The sequence below is a fragment of the Aquabacterium sp. NJ1 genome, from assembly GCF_000768065.1.
Classification (GTDB): domain Bacteria; phylum Pseudomonadota; class Gammaproteobacteria; order Burkholderiales; family Burkholderiaceae_C; genus Aquabacterium.
Genome location: NZ_JRKM01000001.1, coordinates 2,172,512 through 2,196,381, shown reverse-complemented (window position 1 = coordinate 2,196,381; position 23,870 = coordinate 2,172,512). Strand labels below are relative to the sequence as shown.

Genomic DNA, 23,870 nt, shown 5'->3' with positions numbered 1-23,870 from the left:
CATTATCGGCCCATTCACTCGATCTGAACGCATGGGCAGGCACCCCACACCGCAGGAGCTTGGCGCCGCTAGAAGTCGCGCCCGATGCTCACCGTGAGAAGCCACGGATTGAGTTGGGTGACGATGGAGCGTGTATAGCTTCCCAGTGTGGGTGTCTGACCTGGTGGCGTGCGTGCAGACGCCAGCTGTGCCGTGATGGCCGGGACGAGGTTGGCCGTGTTGAAGGTCGTGCCGTTGATGATTTGAATGGCCGTCAGCGTATTGGGGCCGAGGTCCTTGGCAGATTGCGTCAACGCGGGGCTGACCGCGATCTTGGCGGGATCGGTCTGCGTGGTCGACGTGGCTTCCGTCTTGAGCCACAGATAGCCCAAGGTCGCGTTCAAGGTCCAGCCTTCCGGCATCTTGAGATCGGCTCCAATGAAGCTGGCCGGGCCATACGCGTTCTTGATGTGAACGCGGGTATCGCCCCCGGAGTAGTCCTCCAGCGTCCTGGACGCGCGCGTATCGAAGAAGGCGATGTAGTACCCCCCGACGCCAATGGATGGCCGAAGCCAGGCGTCCGCATGGCCGGCCGTGTATTTGAGGTACGCAATCGGCCCAAGGGCCTTGGTCGTGATGACGCGGCCCAGGTCGACGCCGTCACTGCCTTGCCCACCGATGCGTCCGGTTCCGTATGCGGCGATCTGGAAGGGTTGGCCCAGCACGTAAGCCTCAACGGCCCACTTGTGATCGTCGCTGAGGTAGTGGCCCATGGTGACTGTGAAGCCACTGGTGCGCCGCGCCTTGACGCTCAAACCGTCCGGTATGCCAAGACCCTGACCCGCATAGGCGTCGGGGTGGTCGGCACGGATGCCATTGGAAAGAAGCTGCAACGCTTGGGCGTATTGCGGATCCAGGCCCGGCGTGAACTCATCGCCATACTGGACGACGCGGGGGCCGACCTCTTTGACGTCCTTGTTGTGGTTATTGGGCTTCAAGGTGGTGTAGCCCGCTCGCCAATACAGGGTGCGTGTGGGTTTGAGGCTGATCCCCGCGAGCGCCTCTTCGATGGTCTCCGCACGCGTGGTGCCTGCGCCGAGGCAGGTCAGTGTTGCCAGCAACGCAAGGTGACGCAGCCTCGACATCAGACGCTCCCTGCCTTGCCCGTGGCCATGCCAAGCGCATGCTTTCGCCGGCCGATGGTGGCGGCGATGCCCGCGCAGCCGATGAGCAGCATGCAAGCTGTGGTCGGCTCGGGCACAGCCGCGACGGGCGTCCTGAACCATGGGACAACTTTGTTGTCGATGGTGCCGAAGTCAATCTGCGTGAGCACCGGCACCATGAAGTCAGGCAGGCTCATCGCGGTGGCAAACCGCTGGGCCGCATCCTGTGTGAAATGGATGTCGCCCAGGCCCAGTCTGAACGAGATGCCATCTTTCAGGCTGAAGGTCAGGGGTTGCGTGACCGAGAAGGTGAGCAAGTCGGCTCGGCTTGTGCCCGCCGCACTGATGATGTCCCCGCTCACGATATGCGTGTTGAAGTCGATCCCCAAGTTGGCCAGGCTGGCTTTGGTGTGCGACAGCGTGTTGTAGAAGTCCAGGGATGAACCGGCCACCTCTGCGCCCAGAAGGCTGAGCGCGGGTGGCAGGAGCTTGATGTCCATGGTGCTTTGGGTCACCTGCAAATTGAACACACCCGTCCCGACTTCGGTGGCCTTGCCGCTGGCAGACACCTCAATGCCCGATACGGCCAAGGCTTGTTGGACGTCTCTGCTCATGTACAACATGGCGTTGGCGTCAAGCCAGCTTGTGTTCAATGTCAAAGGCGTGGACCAGGCCTGAATATGGAAAGTGGCGGCCGTGAGAACCAGCAGTGCTGCGGGGCGGATAGAACGAGCCATGCGTCACCTCGAAAAAAAGCGGCCGCGCGAAGCGGCCAAATAAAGTGGAGTCGAGAACAGAAAGAGCAGGGGGGCGTTACTTGCGTGCGCGCCGACGTTGGGTCAAGGTCAAGCCCACGAGGCCGATGCCCATCAAGGCATAGGTCGATGGTTCAGGCACGGCCACCGTGGGTTTGAACGTGCCTACCAAAGCAATCTGACCGAAGTTGATGCTGGGGAACAGGGCCTGCTGGATAAAGGTCGGGACACCCAGCGCGTTGCCGAGTTCAGGGATGGACACGCTGGACAGCGCGAGGTTCTGGATGGCCGTGTTCACGTTCCCGCCAGAGGCCACGATGTTGCTGCTGCCGACCAGGTTGCCCGAGAACAGGGCCATGTGCGAGATGGTCTTGCCTTGGTATGCCCCGAAGGAGTTCGAGAAGGACGAGGTGACCGCGTCGGCATAGACAATGGCCGCAGTGGGGTCCAGCTGGATGTTGGTCAGCACGACCTGCGCGCCCTTGGTGGTGGACGATGTCAGCGTGAAACCACCGTAGCCCGTCATCGACTGGATGTCGAACTTGTCGTTCCAGACCACGTGCGCATCGTCGGATGTCATCGTGATCTTGCTGCCATCGAAGGAGGCGGGTGCAGCGGCCGTCACCGTCACGCCAGCTGTATTGAGGGCGGCCAGCGAGTTCGACGTGAAGGTCAGGATGCCGCTGCCATCGGTGAAGGTATAAGCAGGGCCGGACGCATGTGCTGCGCAGCTCAGTGCAGCTGCAAACGCAGCGAGGAGTGGTTTGAACGACGTGTATCGCATGTGTCTTCCTTTGAAGGTCAAGGTGGTTGAGTGACTTGCAGTGCTTGGGGCTGTTGGCCTCATTGCATCTGCAGTGATGTCATGGTGCCCAGGCTTGTCTTGCCGCGCATCGGGTCGTATGCGTGGCATGCTCATGTCCCCCTTTTCGAGTGGCTCCACAGGGCGCGATGCGTGCCTTCATTCAATAGGCATTGACGACCGCGGTGACGCGGCCGGATGACGAAGCGGGTCGTGCTCGAAGCCGGCATGCGGCATGGATCTAGGTCGGTTCCAGCCAGCGCCGTTTGCGCGCCTCGTTGATGGCGTCGACCTTCGAGTGAACACCCAGCTTTGTGTAGATGCCACGCACGTGGTTGCGCAAGGTGTTCAGGGAAATCTGAAGTCGTTGCGCGGCCTCCTCATAGCCATAACCGTGCGCCAACCCATCCAGCACGGCTTTCTCTCTGATGGTCAGCGTGGCACCAGCATTCGCCTGGCCCCAGAGATCCGGTGTGGTCAAGGTGCTCGACCCATGCGCTGTAACGGTCGTGTCGCCCGACATGCTTCGCTTGAAGCAGTCAAGCAGACGACCCGCGATATGAGGGGGGATCAGGGCGCCACCATCAGCTGCTTGTTCCAGGTGCTCCAGCAGCCGCGCGTCGCCGGCGTGCTTGTTCACAAACCCCATCGCGCCTGCTCGAATGGCCGCGATGATGGACGCATCATCGGCAATGGGCGACATCACCAGCGCGAGGGAGCTCGGCTGCGCGAACATCACCTCCTTGATCACGGTCAAGCCGGAGCCATCGGGTAGCCCGATGTCCACCAGCCAGACGTCAGGCCACTGTGAAAAGGGACATGACGATATCCATTCCTGTGCGCCTCTCACCGAGCCCGATTCAAACCAGAGTTCGAAGCGGTCTGTCGCGGAGATGGCCTTGGCCAACCTGTGCCGCACTTCCAGTTCATCCTCAATCAGCGCAACGCGCAGGCGCCGATCTGCCTTGGCTTCTACACAGGCGGGGCTGTTCATTCGCGATTCCTTCTGCAGTACAGATGCTCGCTCGGCTGCTTATTTCGGCAGCGCCATGCCTGTGCGGCATACCGATCGAGCGCCACATGCAACGCAGCAAGGAAGTCACGCAGACAACGGTCTGGCACCTTCTTCATACAGGTAGACAAGTGGCGTAGGTTGACACTGTCTACAATTTTGCTCATTTGTGTTGACAGTGTCAACTCGTGGCGCGAGATGAGGCCTTATGTCGCTTTGCTTGAAGCGCCAGGACTGGTCATCCACCCTGTCATGGCGTGAGCGTCATGTCCGACCAGCACGCCCCCCCCATCTGGTGAAGCCCTTTGAGTCGGGTTTCACCACGCTGACCAATCGAGTCCTGATAGGGGCAATGCAGAAGGCGCTGCTCAGCCCGACGCGGCGTCTGTGTCGGGCTTTGCGGTCGTTTCGCGGCGTACCTGCCTTTGCGCGGCTTCCAGGGCGCGGACGCGTCTTTCCAGGCTGGCGTAAGGCCCCTCGTCCACGTCGATCATGGTGTCTGCGCTAGCGGCAAGAAGGGCTTTCACATGTTGAACCATGCGGCGCCACAGCGGGGGGTGACTCGACGGTGCTTGCGGTGAGTGCGGCATGGGCGATCCTTGAATGGTGGTGGCGATTCAGGCGGCCGTCGGCGTCTTGCTGCGTCACCGCAGACCGGGCACAGCTAGGCGAAGATGGCCACGGTCTGGCTGCCAGCCAATATCAGTTGGTCGTGTGCGTCCCACATGTCCATGGTCTGGAATGAGTAGCCGTTACGCGCACGTTGGCTGGTCGAGCGCAGCAAGAACCAATCACCGGAAGGGGCGGGCATGGCCAGATCCAGATTCCAGGTGATGGAACTGATGGGCGCAAAGGACTTGAAGCAGGCCATGGCACCGGGCGGCAGGCAGTCTCCCAAGGCGAGCAATGCAACGGCGGGGTCTACGCTCGAAGCATCATGGTGGCGAACCCACGCCAGGAACTCAGGGTGCTCGCTGCCCGAGACGGGGAGATTCGGGCCGGCCCACCGGATTTCGAAATTGCTCAGGTGACTGGGGGTCTGCGCGGTCTCCTGAAGGCGGGGGCAACCAGCGGGCGGCTTGACGACGGGGTGGGCGCTCAGGTCGTGCTGCACCGCACTGTCGCGCGGGTGGGCGAACAGGAAGCACACCCGCAGCATGAGCTTGTCGTCTTCCATCCCATCCACGGCGATCATGGTGGCCGACTTGCCTTGCCGCAAGACCTGCGCCTTGAAGCTGAGGCCATCAACGCCAGGGCCCACAAAAAGAATCTGCGCAGATTTGAGTGGTGGCAGATCAGCCGGGCCAGCCTGCAGGGCAGCCTGGAGTGCCAGCGCAACAGAGAGGCCGCCATAGATCGTGCGGCCCTGGCGCCAGTTGGGGGGCGTGTTGAAACCCTCCGCCACAGAGAATGACTGAATGATTTGTGAAAGTGTGCTCATCACGACTGGGGGCTTTGCTGGCATGGCCTGCACCCGTTATATTGAATTATGATCATCATACTATCTCGGCAAAAAAAGTGCACACGACGCATGAACCAGGGATGCCCATTCCTGGCTGGGCCGATCGACCGATGTCGTGGCGCTTTTCAGCCTCCTTTTTGATGCCCCGCGAACTTCGAGGTGGTGGTTGCTCAATTGATATGATGAAGACCACTTCTTGGGACACGAGCGAAGCATGCGATACGGAGCTGAACACAAACAACGCACGCATGACAAGGTGGTCAAGGCCGCGGCCGATGCCATCCGCTTGCACGGGCCAGACAAAATCGGCGTGGCTGGCCTGATGTCCAAGGTGGGGCTGACACACGGTGGCTTTTACGCGCACTTCAAATCGAAGGATGAATTGATTGCCGAGGCCATTGACCACATGTTCGATGAGCGCTATGAGACCTTTCGAAAGTGCTTCGAGGGCGTGACGCCGGCAGAAGGGATGGGCCAGTACATCGAGTTGTACCTCAGCACACGCCACCGTGATCGCCGTGACAAGGGCTGTCCGCTGGTCAGCTTGTCGGGGGACGTGGCCCGTCTGCCGCTGTTGGCGCGCAAGCGATTCGAAGCGGGCGTGGCCCGCCTCGTCGATGCCATCGCGGAGGTGCTGATGGCCATGGGGCAAACCGACGCTGAAACACTGGCGGCCTCGGTCGTATCCGAAATGGTGGGCGCCGTGGCTTTGTCTCGAGCCGTGCCTCATGCCGCGCTGGCCGAGCAGCTCCTGGCTGCATCTCGGGGTGGCATCAAAAAGCGCCTTGGCCTCACAGCCTAGCCTCCGCGCCCGAATCGATGCGTGGCATCCCCGCCATGCCGCAGCGCGGTCTGTGATGCTGGTTGAGGACACGGCTTCATGACGCTTGCAGCCACCTTCTCTTGCAGGCCTCTTCAATGGCATCCGTCTTGGAGTGGACGCCCAGCTTGGTATAGATGCCTCGTATGCAGTGCCTGACGGTGTTCACGGATATATGCAGGCGCTGAGCGGCGCCCCCATACGTACAGCCTCTCGACAGCCAGTCCAGGATGGCCTTCTCGCGTGCGGTCAACTGAGGGGGCGCATTGTCGCCCTGCGTTGACGAGGCCTTCCTGAGTGGCATGGCCGCATCCAAAGCCGCCGCGTGTCCGCCAGTGGTGATGGCGCGCCGGAACGAGCTGAGAAAGCGCGTGGCGATCTTGGGTGACAGGGGGACGTTGCCATCAACGGCGTGTTCGAGGTCTTTCGCGAACTGCTTGTCGCCCATGCCCGTCTGGATGAAGCCCGTCGCACCAGCCTGGACCGCGTCGACGATGGCCTGCTCGTCAAGCGATGCCGAAATGACCAATGCGAGCGTGTCGGCTCTATAGCCAATGGCATGACGGATCACTGACAGGCCACGCCCGTCCTGCAGATGGAGGCCGACCAGCCAGATCTCTGGCCAATTGTCGACAGAGCAGGTCTGAGTCCATTCCATCGCGCTTACCGCGCTGCTCGTTTCGAACCAGAGTTCAAACCGGCCGTTCTCGGCGATGGCTCGCCCAAGCTGCTCCCGGAGGGCCAGATTGTTTTCGACCAGCGCAATTCGCATGCGCTGCCCAGACCCAGGGGCGGCAATGACAGTCCCACTCATGCTGCGATTCCTTAGACGCTCAGAACGGCCCACCAGTCAGCTCAAAATTCGCCAAATCGGTCGTGCAGCGCACGAACAAGCGGTTCAAGGTTGACGGTGTCACCATTGTCGATGGCATGGTTGACAATGTCAACTATGTGCCACTGGATTGCGGGGGGCGGGCGCGATCGAACAGACCTGACGGTGGCGGGCCGTCTCGGTCTCCTGCATGTTGACCAACTCGACAGTGGCGCTGTGGCGATGCGCGCGCTGTTTGACGAGCCCAGGACTTTCCCTGATTTGGGTCTTGCCAGTTAATAGCTTGGTCAGTCCTGCTATTGAAGCGAGGTGATCGGCTGACAAGAATGCGACTGAATGGACTTCGTCCACCAGGCATTTTTGTTTGCATCACTTTGATCTTTGAGGAGACCCGCATGAGCCGCATGACCCGACGCAAATTCCTTGGCAGCAGTGCCGCCACCGTTGCCAGCGCAGGCGCCACCGTCGGGGCCGCCCTGCCTGGTGCCGCGCAGGCCGCGATCCCCACCACCCATTCGCAAGAGCGTGTGGTGATCATTGGCTCGGGCTTTGGTGGCGGTGTGTCAGCCTTGCGGCTGGCGCAGGCGGGTATCAAGGTGCTGGTGCTGGAGCGCGGCAAGTGGTGGCCCACCGGCCCCAATGCCGAGACCTTCCCGCATGCCACGACGCTGGACAAGCGCGACCTGTTCTACAGCATCTGGCCCGAGGTCAATGGCAAGCGCATTGGCCTCAACCCGTATGTGGGTCTGCTGGAGCCCGTCATGGGCAAGGGCATCGTCGCCGTCACCCCGGCCTGCGTGGGCGGTGGCTCGCTCATCTACCAGGGCATGACGCTGCAGCCCACGGAAAGCCTGTTCAAGGCCTGCTTCCCGCAGATCGACTGGGAGCCGATGCGCAGCATCTACTACCCGCGGGTGGCGCAGATGCTGCAAGTGGCCACCGCGCCAGACGAGCTCATCAACAGCCCGAACTACAAGGCGCCGCGCGTGTTCGCGCAGAAGGTGCAGGCCGCCGGCTTCAATCTGGAAAAGATCCCGATGCCGATCGACTGGAACTACGCACTGGCCGAGCTGCGCGGCGAGATGAAGGCCTCGTACACCAATGGCGACGCCTCGCTGGGCGTGAACAACGGCGGCAAGCACTCGGTGGACGTGACCTACCTGGCGCAGGCCATCGCCACGGGCAATGCCACGGTGGCCGCGCAGCACAACGTGACCCGCATCGTGCGCGCCTCCAATGGGCAATGGGTGGTGTACGCCGATCGCACCGATGAAACCGGCACCGTGCTGGAGCGCAAGGTCATCACCACCAGGACGCTGATCCTGTCCGCAGGGACGGTCAACACCTCCAAGCTGCTGGTGCGTGCCAAGGCGCGTGGCGACATTCCGGGCCTGCCGGCCGGTGTGGGCGAGGGCTATGGCACCAACGGCGACCAGATCTACGTGTGGTCGAGCAAGACCGAGACCTTCGGTGCCTTGCAAGGCGGGCCGGTGGTCTTTGGCAGCAAGGAATGGGCGACGCCGGGCCTGCCCGCCAACACGGTGATCCAGGCTTCGCTGCCGCCTTCTTCCAAAGGCACCAGTGCCTCGGGCACCGATGCGATGTCGTCGGCGCTGTTGCCGGTGGGCAGCGCGGTGCCGACCTCCTCGTCAGACACGCACGCCACCATGCTGGTGGGCTACGGCATGAGCGATGGCCGCGGCAAGTTCGTCTACAACTACCTCACCGACAAGGTCGAGCTGACCTGGCCTTCCAAGGGTGATGCAGCGGTGGCCGCGCGCATCAAGGATCGCCTCAGAACCATCGTGGGGCCGGACGACACGCTGATCAACACCAACAGCCTGGTCAACTCCACCTGGCACTCGCTGGGCGGCGCTTGCATGGGCGTGGTGTGCGACACGGAAGGGCGCGTCAAGGGCCAGCGCGGGCTGTATGTGCTCGATGGCGCGCTGATGCCTGGTGCCACTTGTGCCTGCAACCCGTCGATGACGATCGCGGCCATCGTGGAGCGCGCACTGGATGTCATCGTGCAGAACGACATCGGCACGGTCATCTGATCTGGCAGACCAAGGCCAGGCCAGGCGCGATCAGGCCGTGTTGCGGTAGCGATCGCGCATGGTGCGCATGCCTTTGCGGATGCTGTCGTAGATCCGTTGCGGGAAGCCGGGCGGCAGGGCCCGGCCTACGCCGTCCATGCGCTCATCGAAGACGTCCATGATCGCGGTGATGTCCTCGGACAGTGCGGGGTAGCCGCAGGCCTTGGCCGTGGCAGCCATGTGCCTGGGCATGATCCTGTCGAGCTCGCGCTTGGTGCCTTTGCTGGCCTTGAACCCCATGGCCAGCTTGACGTTCTGGTATGGCACATGCCGGGGGCCTTTGCCCACGATGGGCCAGATCGACAGCACGTCATACAGGGGCGTGAGCTGGTAGCGGCCACCAGGCAGCAGGCGGATGCTGAAGTTCTTGGCGTGGCCGTCCGTGGCGGCCAGCAGGTAGAAGATCACCTGGGCGCGCAGGAACACGCCGACCGCGTCCATGCCGTCGTCAGAGGTGGCCAGCAGCCCGGCGATGGCCTCCATGCCGGGGCCACCGTCGGCTTCGTACTTCTTGTGCGGCGGCAGGCCGAGTGCCTGGCAGCAGTCTTCCTGGGGCAGCCTCAGCAGGGCGCCCTCGTCCCAGCGGCGGTCAAAGCGTTCGACGACCAGCACCTTCTGTTGCCCGAAGGTGGCGATCTCGCAGTAGGGCATCTCGATGCCGAAGGCGCCCATGATCTGGGCGCACAGCCATTCGTTCTCGACGGATTCACGCATGTCACGCTGGTTGCCGCCGATGATGCCCAGCGGCAGCTTGAGGATGTGCGTGGTGGGCGTCGAGCCCATGGGCCGGCACCAACGGCCCTGGTGCCACAGCAGCGCGGTTTTTTCCTGGGCGCCGGCAATCGAGATGCGGAACTCGTCGATCTCATCCCTGGCACCTGGCCCTGGCGCGGACACGGTGTCGAGCAAGATGCGTTCAATGTCGCCCTCTGACAAGGGCTGTGCCTGGATGTCGGCCGGGTCTGCTGGTTGCTGCTCAAGGGGCAGCAACTGGATGGCGCCGACACAATCGCGGCCAATCTCGCTCAACAGGCTGAATGCGCTGGTGTTGCGCACGCGAAACCGCTCTTTCAGCCGATCACGGATGGTGGGGTTGTCTGGCAGCAGGTTTTCGAAATAGTTTTCGACCTTTGCCCCCGCGTGGTGGGCGCGCTGATGGCCAGGGCTCAGCGGCAGGGGCAATGAGAGCGACAGCGGGCGAGCCCGGTCGCTGGCCAGCCAGCTGTCCTCGTAGCGCAGTTGCGATGGGGCGTGCAAGCCCGGCAGCCAGTGGGCAACGTGTTCGCCGTTCATCCAGACGTTCAGGCCGTGGCGGCGGTGGTCTTGATGCATCACCACGCCCCTTTGCCTGGCTTGCGTTGGCCTGGCGGCAAGGCCTTCTGCTTGGGTTGTGCTGGAGCCGCGGGTTTGGCTGCGGCCTGGGCGGCACCCTTCTGCGGGGTGAGCGGGCCCATGCGCGGCCATGCCTTGATCGCCTCGCCAACACGTGGTGTGGCCTTGATCGCGTCGCCCATGGGGCTGGTCGATGCGGGGCGTTCGCGCACCACGAGCTCCAGGCCCAGCTGGCGCAGCAGCACGAGGGCTCGCTCCAGGGTGAGTTTGCCGATGTCGTTTTCCAGCTGCGAGTAACGCCCTTGGGTCAGGGCCAGCAGGCTGGCGGCCTCGGCCTGACCCAAGCCTTGATCCTTGCGCATCGTTTTGATGATGGCGGAGAGCTGCTCTGCCTGGCTGATGACTCGCTCCATCTCAGTCCTCTCAGGTGATGGTCGTATTAGCTATTTCAATAAAGTTACTGTATTAGTAAAAGCAATATTTTGCAATAATTGATTTGGCTAATATGTTAGGCTTATTAGCTTTGCTAATTTGCTTGACTCGCAGCGCGCTGTTTTACCGGGGGCAAACTCATCAAGCCAGCAGGGGGAAACCTCCCTGTCTGCAGGTGGGCGTGGCACCATCAACCCATGAGCCAGACCTACGGCATTGAAAAACCCCAAGGCCACATTGAGCGGCCTCAGCGCCAGCCTGTGCGTTATGTGGTCGTCATCGACTCTGGCGGGGCGGCGGTGTCGCGGCTGTTTCTCGCCACGCGCCATCAGGTCGATGAGTACGATGGCGGGGTGCCCGAGGTGGCGCAGATGATCCAGGGCCTCCAGCCCGTCAAAAGCGCCAACGGCCCGGAGTGGGATGCGGCCTTGCAAGGCCACAGCACCCAGGAGCGTCAGGCGGCAGACGTCTACACGCTGGAGGTCTGAGTCGCGCTGTCTGGCCCGCGCTACCAGCGTGGGGCTGCTGATGCGTCCGGCATGGCGGCCTGGTCATCGCGGAAGTCGGCAAAGCGCTCGACCAGGAAGTCCAGGAACACGCGCACCTTGGCGGACAAATGGTGCCGCTGGGGATACACGGCGTGGATGTCGGCCATGTCGCCCGCCCAGGGTGCCAGCACGCGTTGCAGGCGGCCGCTGCGCAGGTAGCCGGCCACGTCCCATTCCGAGCGCAGCACGATGCCATGGCCGGCCAGGGCCCAGTCCACGGCGATCTCGCCATGGTTGCTGCTCAAGGGGCCGCGCACTTTCACCATCACTTTGTCTGGCCCATTGACGAGTTGCCAGTTGTTGAAGGCCGCGGTGTTCTCGCGGATGACGATGCAGCGGTGCCGGCTCAGGTCCTGCGGGGTGACGGGCACACCGGCCTCGGCCAGGTAGGCGGGCGAGGCGCACAGCAGGCGGCGGTTGCGTGCGATGCGGCGTGCCAGCACACGTGCATCGGGCGGCGGGCCGAACTGGATGCCGACGTCGATGGCGTGGTCGATCAGGTCCAGCGGGCGGTCCGTCAATTCCAGGATCACCTCGACCTCTGGGTAGCGCAGGGCGAAGTCGGAGATCAGCGGGGCCAGGTGGCGACGGCCAAAGCCGAAGGTGGCGTTGAGCTTGAGCAGGCCTTTGGGGGCCTTGCGGTCCGCCACCAGCGAGGCTTCCAGCCCTTCCAGGTCCTGCAGGATCTGCTCGCCTTCCTGCAGGTAGCGCTGCCCTTCGGCCGTGAGGCTCAGGCGGCGGGTGGTGCGGTTGAGCAGGCGCAGGCCGAGGCGCTTTTCCAGCGCGGCCAGGCGCCGGCTGACATTGGGTGGGGTGATGCCCAGCTCCTGGGCCGCCGCCGCCAGGCTGGGCTGGCGGGCCAGGACCACGAAGAAGGCGAGATCGGCAAGGGTGTTCATTCGTGCGTTGATCGCAATAACGGAGTGCGAGCTTGCTGATTGCGCTGATTTGTCGCATCAATATGATGCCACCTCATGCTGCTTGCAATCCACTTGTTCACCGCTTTGCTGATGGGCGCCGGCCTGGGTTTTCTGGGCGGGTTGTTTGGCATTGGCGGGGGCATCGTGGCCGTGCCGATGTTCGTGCTGGGTTTTGGCATGGACCAGCCTTTTGCGCAGGGCACGGCCCTGGTGCTGATGGTGCCCAATCTGCTGGTGGGCTGGTGGCGCTACCAGCAACGCCACCCCATGCCCTGGCGTGCCATGGCGGCCATCGGGGTGTCGGCCACCTTGACGACCTGGTTGATTGCCCGCGTGGCCACGCGCATGGACCCGCACATGTTGCGCTGGCTGTTCAGCGGGTTCATGGGGCTGTTGGCCTTGCGTTTGTTGAGCACGGCGCGGCAGTCGACCCCGCCACAGGAGCAGCGCCTGGACCTGCGCGTGCTGCCCCTGGTGGGCATGGTCGGCGGCAGCAGCATGGGCCTGCTGGGCATCGGTGGTGGTCTGCTGGCCGGGCCCTTGCTGTCGGGCTGGTTGGGCCAGCGCCAGACCACGGCGCAGGGCCTGTCCCTGGCCCTGGTGGCGCCCAGTTCGGTGGTGGCCCTGGCCACGTATGCGCAGGCTCAGCGCGTGGACTGGACACTCGGCGTGCCCATGGCCCTGGGCGGTGTGCTGACCGTGTCGGCGGGCGTGGCCCTGGCTCACCGCTTGCCCGAGCGGCCCATGCGCACGGCGTTCGCCATGATGCTGGCGGCGACCGCCCTGTGGCTGATCATCGGGCCGCACTTGTTGGGTTGACGGTCGGGCTGCCTGCCCGCAGGCTCAGGCCCGCCTGCTCAGAACACCCCCAGCACCAGGCCCGCCGCCATGGCCTCGCCCAGCGCCTGACAGCGTTCCAGCTCATCGGCATCGATGTGCTTGGGCGCCAGGATGGCCTGCGTGGTCTGCGCGTGCGTGCACACGATCAGCGGCTCGGCGATGGGCTTGAGTCGCCAGCCAGTTGCGATGCGCTCGATCTGGCGGGCCGCGTTGTGCCCGTCGCTGCCGGCGCAGATCAGGCTGGCATAAGGGCGGCCGTTGATGCGGTCCAGCGCAGCGTAGTAGCTGCGGTCAAAAAAATCCTTGAGCTGCCCGCTGATGGCGGCCAGGTTCTCCGGTGTGGCGAAGATGAAGCCGTCTGCGGCCAGCACCTCGTCGGGGCCGGCCAGCGCGGCATGCAGCAGGCGCACGGTCACACCCGGTTCGGTCTCGGCGCCTGCACGGGCCGCCTCGGCCATCTGGTGGGTGCCACCGGTCTGGGAGTGGTAGATGATCAACAGGGACTTGAGTTGGCTCATGGCGGCAGCATAGACCAGGGGCACAGGCCAGCCGCACAATGGCGGGTATCGCCATTGGAGAGCCCCATGTTCGGCAAGCTGATCTTTCGCCAACTGTTTGACGCCGCATCATCCACGTACACGTACCTGCTGGCCTGCCCGGCCACTCGGCAGGCCGTGATCATCGACACCGTTTTCGAGCAGCACCTGCGGGATCTGGCACTCATCGAGGAGCTCGGGCTCCAGCTGGTCGCCGCGCTGGATACGCATTGCCACGCCGACCACGTCACCGGGGCCTGGCTGATGCAGCAGGCCACCGGCTGCCAGATCGGCATCTCGAAGCGCTATGGCGAGGCCTTGCAAGGTGCCACGCTCTTGCTGGATCACGGTGACCGCGTCGCGTTCGGCCAGCGCCACCTGGAGGTGCGCGCCACGCCCGGGCACACCGATGGCTGCCTGACCTTTGTGAGCGATGACCAGCGCATGGCCTTCACGGGTGACTGCCTGCTGATCCGCGGGGCGGGCCGTTGCGACTTCCAGCAGGGCAATGCCCGCACGCTTTACCACTCCATCACCGAGCAGATTTTTTCGCTGCCGGATGACTGCATGGTCCTGCCTGGGCATGACTACAACGGGCGCACCATGTCGTCCGTGAGCGAGGAGCGTGCGCACAACCCGCGCATTGGCGGGCAGGCGGAGGAACGCGACTTCGTGGGCTTCATGGAGAACCTGCACCTGCCGCACCCCAAGCAACTGGCGGTGGCCTTGCCGGCCAACTTGCGCTCGGGGCGGACGCAGGATGGCCAGGTGCCCAAGCTGGCGGACTGGGGGCCGGTGCGCCAGACGTATGCGGGCTTGATCGAGATCGAGCCGGAGTGGGTGTCCGAGCACCTGGGCGAGGTGCTGATCCTGGATGTGCGCCAGCCCGAGGAAGTGGACGAGCGCCTGGGTCGCATCCCGGGGGCACGGATCCTGCCGCTGAGCGAGCTGAAGGGCCGGCTGGCCGAGATCCCGCAGGACAAGCCGGTGATCACGGTGTGCCATGCCGGCATGCGCTCGGGCCAGGCCACGGTGATCCTGCGCCAGGGCGGCTTTCAGCGCGTGGCCAATATGCGCGGCGGCATGCTGATGTGGCAGCAGCAAGGGCTGGCGGTCGAGCGCGGCGGCGCGTAAGGGGCGCGAAGGGGGCCCTTGCGCGCGGGCGTGCTGCTCAAGCGGCGGGCCGCCTCATGCGTTCGCGCCGGGCCTCGCTGCCGATGGCGCCGACCAGCAAGTCGAGCTCTTCGGCCAGGATCTCCAGGGCGTCGTCCAGCGTCACCAGGCCGACCAGTTCGCGTTGCGCGCCCAGCACGGGCACGCGGCGCACGCCCTTGTCGCGCATCATGCGCAACAGGTCGATCAGGGAGTCGTCCTCGTCCATGGTCAGCACGGGCTCGGTCATCACATCCTCGACATTGAGGGTGCGCGGGTCCAGCCCCGGTGCGATGACGGCGGTGACGATGTCACGGTCGGTGATGAGGCCGGCCACCATGCGTTTGCCCGGCATCTCGTCGACCACGACCAGCGCGCCGACATGCGCCTCGCGCATCAGCCTGGCCGCAGCGACCAGATCGGTGTCGCGAAAGGCGATGGTCACCTCACGCGTGCAGATTTCCCCAACGCTCAGACGTTCGCTCATCGCAGCCTCCTGATCGTGATGCCCGCGCGCCAGGCGGCGCGCTCACATGATCTCTGCAAACGGGAGGGCGGTCAATGCCGCTGGGCGGGTTCGGGCGCCTGGCCCTGGGCGTCCTGCACCTCGTGTTCGATGGCGTTGGCCCAGGCCTGGAACATGGCATTGGCCGTGCCCGCGAAGGCGTCCACGATCCCCTTGGGGGAGGGGTCGATTGAACTCAAGGCCACCCCGGCCGAATCGGGCGTGATGTGCATGTCCTGGCTACCGGGCAGCATCATCATCTCCGCCAGCCCGGCTTCCACTTCCTTGCCCCATTGCATGTACGAGTCCAGCATGGCACCGGCCAGGCGTTGCTGGGCCATGAACTGGTCGGCCCAGAACAGCATGGCGTCGGCCACCATGGTGCCGGCCGCAGAGAACGCGGGGTTGACCTTCTCAACTTGCTTGTGCGCTTTCATGGCATGGCCCTCCTGCCGCAACACCGATACCGCCATCTTGCGGCGGTTTTGGCGGCGCTGCAAGGGCCTGCCAGCGCAAGACTTTGATTTACTTCAGCAAACCGGTCGAGCGGCCAACTTGCTCGATCACGGTGAAGTCCTCCGCCTTGGCGGGCACGAACTTTTTCGCGCCTTGCAGGTCCAGCACGGCCTTGTCTTCGGGCTTGCTCGCATCCAGGCTCAGGAAGGCCTGGGCGAACTTCTGCACGGTGGCGGGGGGCAGGTCCTTGCGGGCGGCCCACACGTAGTCCACAAAGGCGGGCGTGGTCCAGATGGCCTTGACCTTGTTCTTGTCGAACTTGTCACCGGCCACCAGGCGCTGCCAGACCTCGATGTTCAGCGCACCGGACTGCACCTTGCCCGATTCCACCATCTTCACGGTGGCGTCATGCGCGCCGCTGTAGATGGGGGCGCCGGCAAAGTCCTTGTCGGCATCGATCTTGAATTGCGTGCTCAGGAAGTAGCGCGGGAAAAGGTGGCCCGAGGTCGAGCTCTTGGCGCCGAAGGCGAAGCTCTTGCCGCGCATGTCTTCAGGCTTGTTGATGCCCGCGGCCGTGTTGGCGATGAACACGCTGTGGAACTCGCGGTCGATGTCGCGCATGACCACGGGCTTGGCGCCCGACATCACCTTGGCCTGCACGAAGGTGAAGCCGCCCAGCCAGGCAAAGTCGATCTTGCCGGCGCCCAGGGCGGACACGGCCGCACCGTAGTCGATCACCGGCACGTACACGACCTTGACGCCCAGGTGCTTTTGCAGGTGCTCGACCAGCGGCTGGTACTTGCGCGCCAGTTCGGTGGGGTTTTCATCGGGGATGCCCGAGACGCGGATGACGTCTTCCGCATGCACGGCCTGTGTGGCCAGGGCGAGCAGGGGGCTGAGCAAGATGGCGCGGCGGATCAGGCGGGAGGTGGTCATGAGGTGGTGTCCTTGGTTTGGTGGGGTGGAGGGGGTGAGGGGGTGACGCGCTTGAATGGGCTCAAACGTCAAGCACCAGCAGCGGCTTGGAAAAGGGGGCGGATCGTGGTGCAGACAGGATACGGGCACGGACCTTGTCGCCCAGCGCATCCACGATGGCCACGAGTGCCAGCATGGTCAGCAGCAGCAGGCTGAGGTCCTGCATGTGGAACAGGCTGATGGCGGTGTTGAGCGCGTCACCGATGCCGCCTGCGCCCACGAAGCCGACCATGGCGGTGGCGCGCACGTTCACCTCGAAGCGGTAGAGCGTGAAAGCGGCCAGGCGCGCCTGCACCTGCGGCAGCACGCCAAAGAGGAAGGTGGCCAGGGTGCCGGCGCCCTGGGCCTGCATCACGGCAGGCGGGCCGGCTTCGACCTCTTCGAACACGTCGGCAAACAGGCGCCCCATGACGCCGATGTTGTGCACCGCGATGGCCATGATGCCGGCCAGCGGGCCGCCACCCACCCACACCACGAACACGAGCGCCAGCGTCAGCTCGGGGATCACGCGGGTGCCTTGCAGCACGGCACGGCTGGCCCACTTCAGCACCTGGCGCCAGGTGCGAGACAGGGCGGCGGTGCGCGGCGGATCAATCAGGTAGCTGCCCGTCATCAGGTGCGAAGCGGCCATGGGGGCCAGTATGAAAGCCAGGCCGGCCGAGACCAGGGTGGCGACCCAGGCCATCATCAGGGTCTCGCCGATCTGGGTGGCCACGGTCTGCATGAAGGCAGCGTCCAGCACCAGGTGGTCGAAGCTGAGCAGCGGTGGGGCCTGGCTGTTCAGCAGGTCGGCCCAGGGGATGTCCAGCTGGTGCAGGGCCCAGGCCGCGCCGATGACGGCCAGGCTCAGCGACCAGCGCACATCACGCCGGCGCAGCTGCGCGCTGACCAGCTCCAGCGCCACCACGAAGGCCAGCACGGCCAGCAGGGTGGTGGCCAGCTTGTCGTACTGGAAGTAGCGCAGGCTCAGCGCGATTTCACTGCCCAGGCCGCCCGCGCCCACCACGCCCAGGATGGTGCCGATGCGGATGTTGCACTCCAGGCAGAAGAGCGCGTAGCCCGTCCACTGCCGGCTGACCTGGGGCAGCACGGCGTGCAGGAAGATGGCCCAGCGCGAAGCGCCCGCGGCGCGCAAGGCCTGCAGCGAGCGCGGCTCGACGGCCTCGGCCAGTTCGGCATACAGCTTGCCGATGTTGCCGCCCACGGTGAGCCCGATGGCCAGCACGGCCGCGCCCGGGCCCAGGCCGATGAGGCGCACGAAGAGGTAGGCCCACACGATCTCGGGGATGGCGCGCAGCACGCTCAACAGCAGGCGCGCCAGCCAGCGTGTGAGCGCGAGGCTATGGCGCACCCAGGCTGGCGCGCGGCGCGGCGGGTCGGGCAGCTCCGGCACGCGGATGGCGAAGAAGGCCAGGCTGATGCCCAGCACCACGGCCATCACCGTGCCGAGGATGCCGATCAGCAGGCTCTCGACCGACAGCTCGAACACGCGGGCCAGGAAGTCGCGCGAGACATCCGGGTGGGCCATGCCGGTGAGGATCTCGCCCGCATTGCGCAGGCCGTCCTGGTCGAACAGCTTGGTGGGTTGGGCGCCCGTGAGGGCCAGGCACAGCCAGCCCGACAGGCCGATGAGCAGCCACAGCGCGTACCGGCGCCAGTGGGCGTGGCGCTCGGCGCGCCAGGCCTGGCCGGCCCGCGTAGATGCGGGCGAGGGGGCTTGCTCAGAGTCGCTCATGGCTGCCGGCATACAGCTGCGCCAGCCGGTCCTCGGTGACGTCTGCGGGGGCGCAATCAAACAGCACGTGGCCGGCACGCAGGCCGATCACGCGGGTGCAGTCCTGCCGCACGATGTCGAACCAGTGTGTGCAGAACACCAGCGACATGGCGCGGTGGCGGGCCTGCTCGACGATGAGCCGGGTCACGGCCTTGGCGGTGTGCGGGTCCAGCGAGGCGGTGGGTTCGTCGGCCAGCAGCAAGCCGGGGTTGGCGATCAGCGCCCGCGCAATGGCGACACGCTGCATCTGCCCGCCGCTGAGCTCGCCGGCCTTGTCCCACTGGTGATCGGCCATGCCCAGCGATTGCAGCAGCGTGGCCACGCGCGCCACCTCGACGGGCATCAAGGCGGCTTGCAGGGTCTTGTACCAGGGCCAGGTGGGCAGCAGGCCGGACACCACGTTGCGGTGCACGCTGGCTTGCGGCACCAGCAGGTTCTGTTGCTCCACGATGCGGCAGCCGGACCGGTAGCGTTGCAGGGCGCGCCAGCTCATGCCTGCCAGGGGGCGGCCATCGATGTCGATCTGGCCCGATGTGGCGCGCAGGGCACCGGCGATCAGCCTGATCAAGGTGGATTTGCCCGCGCCGCTGGGGCCGATCAGGGCGATGCGCTCGCCCGGACCCAAACGCAGGTTGATGTCGTCGAGCACAGGCTGGCCACCCCAGTGGCGGCTGACGTGCGACAACTGGACCGTGGGCACGGTGGGAACGGATGCGTGCGTCATGTCAGACCAGCGCCCGCAGACGCCGGGCCAGTTGTGCGATCGCGGGCTCGTCCAGCGCATCGGTGTGCACGGCCTGGCGTTGCGCCCATTGGTGGAAGTGGGCGGCCTGCGAGCGGGCATACAGCGGGTCGTAGTGCAACTCGGCCAGCTCGGCGAACAAGGGGGCCAGCTGGGCGTGCCGCGCCCAGTCCTGCCAGCGGGCGATGGTGTCCTTGCCATGCAGGGGGCGCAGCGCATCCAGGCGCTGGGCCAGGGTGTCGCCATCGTCGCCCAGGTAGGCGTAGTCGCGCAGCAGGAAGGCCTGGCGGGCTTCGGCAGGCGCGGCGATCTCCAGGCAGGGGCTGGCGCGCATGCGCTCGATCAGGCTCGTGGGCAGCGAGATGCGGCCGATCTTGCGGCTCTCGGCCTCCACGAACACGGGCTGGCTCAGGTCAAAGCTTTCGAGCACGGTGGCCAGTTGCGTCTCGAAGGCCTTTTGCGAAGGCTGGTCCACACCGGGCACGGCACCCAGCAAGGAGCCTTTGTGGCAGGCCAGGCCTTCCAGGTCCAGCACCTGGGCGCCTTGTTCGGCCAGGGCGTGCAGCACCCGGGTCTTGGCGCTGCCGGTGGCGCCGCACACCACGCGCAAGGGCAGTTGCGGGCACAGGGCGTCGAGCACGGCGATCACATGCTGGCGCCAGCGTTTGTAGCCGCCGGCCAGCTGTTGCGCATCCCAGCCCACCAGGCGCCACCAGGCCACCATGGAGCCGCTGCGCAGCCCACCGCGCCAGCAATAGACCAGTGGCTTCCAGTCGTGTGGCATGTGGGCGAAGCGGCCTTGCAGGTGTTTGGCCAGGTTGGCCGCCACCATGGCGCCACCCACGCGGCGTGCCTCGAACGCGCCTTGCTGCTTGTAGATGGTGCCCACGATGCGGCGCTCATCGTCATCCAGCACAGGGCAGTTGATGGCCCCGGGGATGTGGTCGAGCGCAAACTCGGCAGGCGAGCGGGCATCGATGATGCAGTCAAACAGATGGCGATCGGCCACCTGGATCGGGCCGCGAGTGCTCATCGGGCCGCCCCGACTGGCACAATCGCCTTGAACTTCTGTTGCACCATGACTTCCATTGCCCTTACTCAGTTTTCGCACGGCGGCGGCTGCGGTTGCAAGATCGCGCCGGGCTTGCTGGCCGAGATTCTGTCACGTGCGCCACAAGGCCTCGTGCCCCCAGAGCTGATGGTGGGCCTGGAGACCAGCGACGACGCGGCGGTGTACCGCCTCAATGACACGCAGGCCCTGGTGGCCACGACCGATTTCTTCACGCCCATCGTCGATGACCCGCGTGACTTCGGCCGCATCGCGGCTACCAATGCGTTGTCCGACATTTACGCCATGGGTGGCACGCCCATCATGGCGCTGGCCCTGGTGGGCATGCCCATTGCGAAGCTGCCGCCCGAGGTGATCGGCCAGATCCTCGCCGGTGGTGCCGAGGTCTGTCGCGATGCGGGCATCCCGATCGCGGGCGGCCACTCCATCGACCTGCTGGAGCCGATCTATGGCCTGGTGGCGCTGGGCCTGGTGCACCCCGACCGCGTGCACCGCAATGCCGATGGCCAGGCCGGTGATGTGCTGGTGCTGGGCAAGCCGCTGGGCGTGGGCATCCTGTCGGCTGCGCTCAAGAAGGGCCTGCTGACCGAGCAGGGTTATGCGCAGATGTTGCGTCACACGACCCAGCTCAACCGCGTGGGCATCGCGCTGGGCGCCTTGAGCGGCGTGCACGCGATGACCGATGTCACGGGCTTCGGCCTGGCGGGGCACCTGCTGGAAATCTGCCGTGGCTCGCGCCTGGATGCCCAGGTCGCGCTGGATCAGTTGCCCTTGATCGAGGAGGCGGTGACGTTTGCCCGCGAAGGCATCGTCACTGGGGCCTCGGCGCGCAACTGGGCGGCCTATGGGGCCGAGGTGGCTTGGCCCGCCGAAGCGCCCGCGTGGATGCAGGCCCTGGCCTCTGACCCGCAGACCAGCGGTGGCCTGCTGGTGAGCTGCCAGCTCGACGCGGTGGACGCGGTGCTGGCCGAGTTTCGCGGTGCAGGGTTTGCCGAGGCGGCCGTGATCGGGCAGTTGGCGGCGCCTTCTGCCGGTGCCGCGCCCCGGTTGCACTTTGATCAGACCTGACGCAGGCGGGCCTCAGCGAAACGCGCCATCGTCAAACGCCTGGGCAAAGGTGGCGGCGTCCGCCAGGGTCTGGCGCGCACAGGTGTCGGCTGCCTCCAGCAACTTTGGCTGCCACTTCTTGCCCTGGGCGAAGTCGATCAGTTCGTCCGCGGTGGCCGAGCCCTGCCGCCCGCCGCTGCGCAACTGCCCCCAGGCCACCAGCTTGCCCATGCCATGGATGACATGCGCAATCTCCGCGCGAGGCTGCCGGGCGCCGTTCAGGCTCACGCGGTCTTCCACGGGCTGCAAGCCCCTGAGCACATAAGGCCTGCCGTCCATCTCGACGGCTTGCAGGAAGGCCATCGACACCGCTTGAACACGCCGCTGCACTTCCACAATGCGGTGCGCCTCGGAGGCCCATCTAGGCTGTTTGAGCTTCACCCGGCCTGCCAGTGAAGAGGCTTGTGCAGCCTTGAGATCCAGCAGGTAATGGCCATCTGGTGCGCCCTTGCCCTGCACCAGCACCACGTAGCGGTTCACGCCCAGGCTGCCTGTGCCGGCCACACGCCGGGCCACATCCAGCACCTTGAAGAAGCCGGGCTTGTCTTGTTGCTTCGCAAAGCCGGCCATGAAATTCATCACGCTGTTGCGCTGCGCGTCCGACACGGGCAAAGCCTTCTGGCCATCCACCTTCAGGCGGCGCACTCGGCTTTTGTTGCCGCCTTTGAACTCGGTGCGGGCGTCCAGCCAGTCCTTGCGCTGCCGGTCCTGCAGGCTGTCCAGCAGATGCCGGATCAGGCCGTGCGCCGTCCGGTGCTCGACCCAATAAGCCTTGCCTTGTGCAAGCGCGCCGCCATAACCAGCGAGGAAGGCGTCACACAGCGCTTGCGCATCCTGTTGTTTCAGGCCGATGCTGTGCGCGCCAACGCGCAGGCTGGTCAACATGCGCACGACATCCCAGCTGGCGGGGGCCAGGATGCCCTCGTCGAAATCGTTGACGTCGAAATAGGCGAGCCGGTTGTCACCCTTGTAGCTGCCGAAGTTCTCCAGGTGCAGGTCGCCACACGACCAGACCGGTGGCGCGTTCTTGAAGACCCCGGACCTGGGGAGCTGTTCATAAAAGAGGTGACACGAGCCCCTCAGAAAACTGAAGGGGTCGCTGCGCATCTTGCGGTACTTCAACTGCAAGCGCTCGGGCTCTCGCCCCTGGTTGAACTGACGGATGGCGCTCACGATGTCCATATGGCTCTCCATGCGCTGTTGTAGCGAAATGCGCAGGGGCCGGCAAGCGCCATCCATCAGTCAAGTCACTGCTCGTCGTCCATCGTGAACGGATACCGCCCTTCCGCGAACAGGTCGGACATGGTCTCCGAGGCCTTGTCGCATGCGTGGTTCAGGCAAGGCAGGTTGAAACCCGCTTCCAGCGTGCGCAGCAGGGAGAAGTGGGTGTAGCTCTTGCTGCTGTTCACCTTGTGCGCACCGTAGTTGGTGTCGACGATCAGCATGACCTGGTTGGTGTTGGGGGCGGTGCTGTAGTCGTTTTCGTCCCAGACCACCACGATGGCATTGCGGCCCGACCGCCATGTGGGCGAGTGCTTGATGGCCGAGACGATTTGCTGGACGGTCTGATCACCACGTTGGATCAGGGCGGGGTTCAGGCCTGCCTGCGAGCCATTGTCACTGGGGTCGTAGTTGCAGAAGGCGCCGGCGTTGCCGCGGCCATGCTGGTCATTGCACTGGTTGGGCGCGATGAACGACAGCGAAGGGACATGGCCCGAAGCCAGGTCTGCGTACAGGCCCTTTGCCCCATCGAAGCCCACCGTGTTGCGCAGGCTGTTGTGCGGCTCACGGCCTTCCTGCACGCTCTGGAAGTAGGCAAAGGGGTTGTGCTTGGCGGCATACAGCGCCACCACATCACTTTGAGACAAGGCAGGGCTCAAGGTGGGCTTGATCTTGCTGAAGTCCGTGTTGTTGGTGAAGTAGCCGTCGCTGATGTTCACGGTATCGGCACCTTGGGGCGGCAGGCTCTCCTGGTAGCTCTTCCAGCTCTGGCCGGTGCGCACCAGTTGATCCGCGATGGTCATGCCCACCGTGCGGTGGTCAGCCGGGACCGACCGGATGCCATCGATATTGGCTTCACCCGGGCCGCCTTGCACTTCGTTCGTGGTGTCCAGTGCCGGGGTGGCGGCGTCCGAGCCCATGCCTGTGATCGGGCAGACCTTGCCGCTGGCCGGGTTGTCGGTATTGGCCTGGCCCGAGATCAGGTTGGGGACGCAGTTGCTGTTGTGCCAGTCAGGGAAGTTGTCGCTTTGCACGCCGAAGTTGGAGCCGCCCACGATCTCCAGGTAGTTGGTGAGGCTCGGGTGCCCGACCGCAAAGTAGTTGCTGGCCAGGTTGGCCGACTTCGCGTAGGCATTGATGAAGGGGGCGTTGGGGTTGTTCAGGAGCTGGCTGTAGCCGTGGTTCTCCATCACCACCACAAAGACGTGGTCGAGGTGAGGGATGCCATGGGGAACCGCGCCTTCGGCGGCTTGCACCTGGGTTGAAACCAGGCATGCGGCAGCCAACGAGGTCGAGACAAAAGCGTGTTTCAGTGTCATGGGGCACCTGCTGATGGGGTG

The 23,870-nt window shown here is 64.9% G+C and carries 25 protein-coding genes; 6 read left to right on the top strand and 19 right to left on the bottom strand.

The annotated features are described in order from the left end of the window. Positions 1–68 precede the first annotated feature (68 nt). The 6 genes from JY96_RS09490 to JY96_RS09470 all read right to left on the bottom strand — a co-directional run bounded on the left by JY96_RS09490 (position 69) and on the right by JY96_RS09470 (position 5,152). The gene (locus JY96_RS09490) at positions 69–1,124 is read right to left on the bottom strand and encodes an OmpW family protein (protein WP_161784282.1); all 1,056 of its coding nucleotides are present in this window, start codon (positions 1,122–1,124) and stop codon (positions 69–71) included. Then, complete coding sequence (locus JY96_RS23545; protein WP_161784281.1) at positions 1,124–1,756, bottom strand: PEP-CTERM sorting domain-containing protein; 633 nt, start codon at positions 1,754–1,756, stop codon at positions 1,124–1,126. The genes JY96_RS09490 and JY96_RS23545 overlap by 1 nt, the downstream gene beginning before the upstream one ends. 199 nt (positions 1,757–1,955) lie before the next feature. Further along, the gene (locus tag JY96_RS09480) at positions 1,956–2,681 is read right to left on the bottom strand and encodes a PEP-CTERM sorting domain-containing protein (protein WP_035036903.1); all 726 of its coding nucleotides are present in this window, start codon (positions 2,679–2,681) and stop codon (positions 1,956–1,958) included. Between the two features lie 259 nt (positions 2,682–2,940). Beyond that, the gene (locus JY96_RS09475) at positions 2,941–3,693 is read right to left on the bottom strand and encodes a response regulator transcription factor (RefSeq protein ID WP_035036901.1); all 753 of its coding nucleotides are present in this window, start codon (positions 3,691–3,693) and stop codon (positions 2,941–2,943) included. Positions 3,694–4,079: 386 nt separating this feature from the next. Further along, positions 4,080–4,238: a hypothetical protein gene (locus JY96_RS23540; RefSeq protein ID WP_161784280.1), complete on the bottom strand. Its 159-nt coding sequence runs from the start codon at positions 4,236–4,238 to the stop codon at positions 4,080–4,082. 137 nt (positions 4,239–4,375) lie between these two features. Beyond that, on the bottom strand, positions 4,376–5,152 hold the full coding sequence (locus JY96_RS09470) for a thioesterase family protein (protein WP_035036899.1): 777 nt from the start codon (positions 5,150–5,152) through the stop codon (positions 4,376–4,378). A gap of 235 nt (positions 5,153–5,387) precedes the next feature. On the opposite strand from JY96_RS09470, the gene JY96_RS09465 reads away from it, so the two are divergent. Then, on the top strand, positions 5,388–5,975 hold the full coding sequence (locus JY96_RS09465; RefSeq protein WP_035036896.1) for a TetR/AcrR family transcriptional regulator: 588 nt from the start codon (positions 5,388–5,390) through the stop codon (positions 5,973–5,975). A 76-nt stretch (positions 5,976–6,051) separates the two neighbouring features. Here JY96_RS09465 and JY96_RS09460 read toward each other — a convergent pair whose 3' ends face one another. Beyond that, positions 6,052–6,807 (bottom strand): response regulator transcription factor, encoded by a 756-nt coding sequence (locus JY96_RS09460; protein ID WP_081961155.1) that lies wholly within the window; start codon positions 6,805–6,807, stop codon positions 6,052–6,054. Positions 6,808–7,220: 413 nt separating this feature from the next. Between JY96_RS09460 and JY96_RS09450 the strand changes: the two genes are divergently transcribed. Continuing rightward, positions 7,221–8,882, top strand: a complete 1,662-nt coding sequence (locus JY96_RS09450; protein ID WP_035036891.1) for a GMC oxidoreductase — start codon at positions 7,221–7,223, stop codon at positions 8,880–8,882. Between the two features lie 30 nt (positions 8,883–8,912). Here JY96_RS09450 and JY96_RS09445 read toward each other — a convergent pair whose 3' ends face one another. Together JY96_RS09445 and JY96_RS22160 are read right to left on the bottom strand one after the other, a co-directional pair. Further along, positions 8,913–10,253 (bottom strand): type II toxin-antitoxin system HipA family toxin, encoded by a 1,341-nt coding sequence (locus tag JY96_RS09445; protein ID WP_035042020.1) that lies wholly within the window; start codon positions 10,251–10,253, stop codon positions 8,913–8,915. Continuing rightward, positions 10,253–10,666 carry a helix-turn-helix domain-containing protein gene (locus tag JY96_RS22160; RefSeq protein ID WP_052162335.1) on the bottom strand — a complete coding sequence of 138 codons (414 nt, stop codon included), beginning with the start codon at positions 10,664–10,666 and terminating at the stop codon, positions 10,253–10,255. Before JY96_RS22160 ends, JY96_RS09445 begins: the two co-directional genes overlap by 1 nt. Before the next feature lie 216 nt (positions 10,667–10,882). Between JY96_RS22160 and JY96_RS09435 the strand changes: the two genes are divergently transcribed. Further along, positions 10,883–11,173: a hypothetical protein gene (locus JY96_RS09435; protein WP_052162334.1), complete on the top strand. Its 291-nt coding sequence runs from the start codon at positions 10,883–10,885 to the stop codon at positions 11,171–11,173. Positions 11,174–11,193: 20 nt separating this feature from the next. On the opposite strand, the gene JY96_RS09430 is transcribed toward JY96_RS09435, so the two are convergent. Then, the gene (locus JY96_RS09430; protein WP_035036889.1) at positions 11,194–12,132 is read right to left on the bottom strand and encodes a LysR family transcriptional regulator; all 939 of its coding nucleotides are present in this window, start codon (positions 12,130–12,132) and stop codon (positions 11,194–11,196) included. A 75-nt stretch (positions 12,133–12,207) separates the two neighbouring features. On the opposite strand from JY96_RS09430, the gene JY96_RS09425 reads away from it, so the two are divergent. Continuing rightward, positions 12,208–12,972 carry a sulfite exporter TauE/SafE family protein gene (locus JY96_RS09425; RefSeq protein WP_035036887.1) on the top strand — a complete coding sequence of 255 codons (765 nt, stop codon included), beginning with the start codon at positions 12,208–12,210 and terminating at the stop codon, positions 12,970–12,972. 38 nt (positions 12,973–13,010) lie between these two features. On the opposite strand, the gene JY96_RS09420 is transcribed toward JY96_RS09425, so the two are convergent. After that, the gene (locus JY96_RS09420) at positions 13,011–13,511 is read right to left on the bottom strand and encodes a flavodoxin family protein (protein ID WP_035041991.1); all 501 of its coding nucleotides are present in this window, start codon (positions 13,509–13,511) and stop codon (positions 13,011–13,013) included. A 78-nt stretch (positions 13,512–13,589) separates the two neighbouring features. Between JY96_RS09420 and JY96_RS09415 the strand changes: the two genes are divergently transcribed. Then, complete coding sequence (locus tag JY96_RS09415; RefSeq protein ID WP_200883552.1) at positions 13,590–14,663, top strand: MBL fold metallo-hydrolase; 1,074 nt, start codon at positions 13,590–13,592, stop codon at positions 14,661–14,663. A 37-nt stretch (positions 14,664–14,700) separates the two neighbouring features. Here the strand turns inward: JY96_RS09415 and JY96_RS09410 are convergent, their stop codons facing one another. The 6 genes from JY96_RS09410 to mnmH all read right to left on the bottom strand — a co-directional run bounded on the left by JY96_RS09410 (position 14,701) and on the right by mnmH (position 20,166). Then, positions 14,701–15,168, bottom strand: coding sequence for a CBS domain-containing protein (locus JY96_RS09410; RefSeq protein WP_052162333.1), 468 nt, complete (start codon positions 15,166–15,168; stop codon positions 14,701–14,703). A gap of 71 nt (positions 15,169–15,239) precedes the next feature. Then, positions 15,240–15,623, bottom strand: coding sequence for a hypothetical protein (locus JY96_RS09405; RefSeq protein WP_152606426.1), 384 nt, complete (start codon positions 15,621–15,623; stop codon positions 15,240–15,242). Between the two features lie 88 nt (positions 15,624–15,711). Further along, the gene (locus tag JY96_RS09400) at positions 15,712–16,578 is read right to left on the bottom strand and encodes a putative selenate ABC transporter substrate-binding protein (RefSeq protein WP_081961154.1); all 867 of its coding nucleotides are present in this window, start codon (positions 16,576–16,578) and stop codon (positions 15,712–15,714) included. A gap of 61 nt (positions 16,579–16,639) precedes the next feature. After that, entirely contained in the window at positions 16,640–18,352 is a 1,713-nt protein-coding gene (locus JY96_RS09395; RefSeq protein WP_035036881.1) for an ABC transporter permease subunit, read from the bottom strand. Next, complete coding sequence (locus JY96_RS09390) at positions 18,339–19,115, bottom strand: phosphonate ABC transporter ATP-binding protein (protein WP_035036879.1); 777 nt, start codon at positions 19,113–19,115, stop codon at positions 18,339–18,341. Before JY96_RS09390 ends, JY96_RS09395 begins: the two co-directional genes overlap by 14 nt. A gap of 1 nt (position 19,116) precedes the next feature. Beyond that, entirely contained in the window at positions 19,117–20,166 is a 1,050-nt protein-coding gene (gene mnmH / locus JY96_RS09385) for a tRNA 2-selenouridine(34) synthase MnmH (protein WP_035036877.1), read from the bottom strand. Positions 20,167–20,211: 45 nt separating this feature from the next. Between mnmH and selD the strand changes: the two genes are divergently transcribed. Continuing rightward, positions 20,212–21,270 (top strand): selenide, water dikinase SelD, encoded by a 1,059-nt coding sequence (selD, locus tag JY96_RS09380; protein ID WP_035036875.1) that lies wholly within the window; start codon positions 20,212–20,214, stop codon positions 21,268–21,270. A gap of 12 nt (positions 21,271–21,282) precedes the next feature. Here selD and JY96_RS09375 read toward each other — a convergent pair whose 3' ends face one another. Both JY96_RS09375 and JY96_RS09370 read right to left on the bottom strand, forming a co-directional pair. After that, positions 21,283–22,491 (bottom strand): DUF2252 domain-containing protein, encoded by a 1,209-nt coding sequence (locus JY96_RS09375; RefSeq protein ID WP_035036873.1) that lies wholly within the window; start codon positions 22,489–22,491, stop codon positions 21,283–21,285. 65 nt (positions 22,492–22,556) lie between these two features. Further along, the gene (locus JY96_RS09370; RefSeq protein WP_052162332.1) at positions 22,557–23,849 is read right to left on the bottom strand and encodes an alkaline phosphatase family protein; all 1,293 of its coding nucleotides are present in this window, start codon (positions 23,847–23,849) and stop codon (positions 22,557–22,559) included. Positions 23,850–23,870 lie beyond the last annotated feature (21 nt).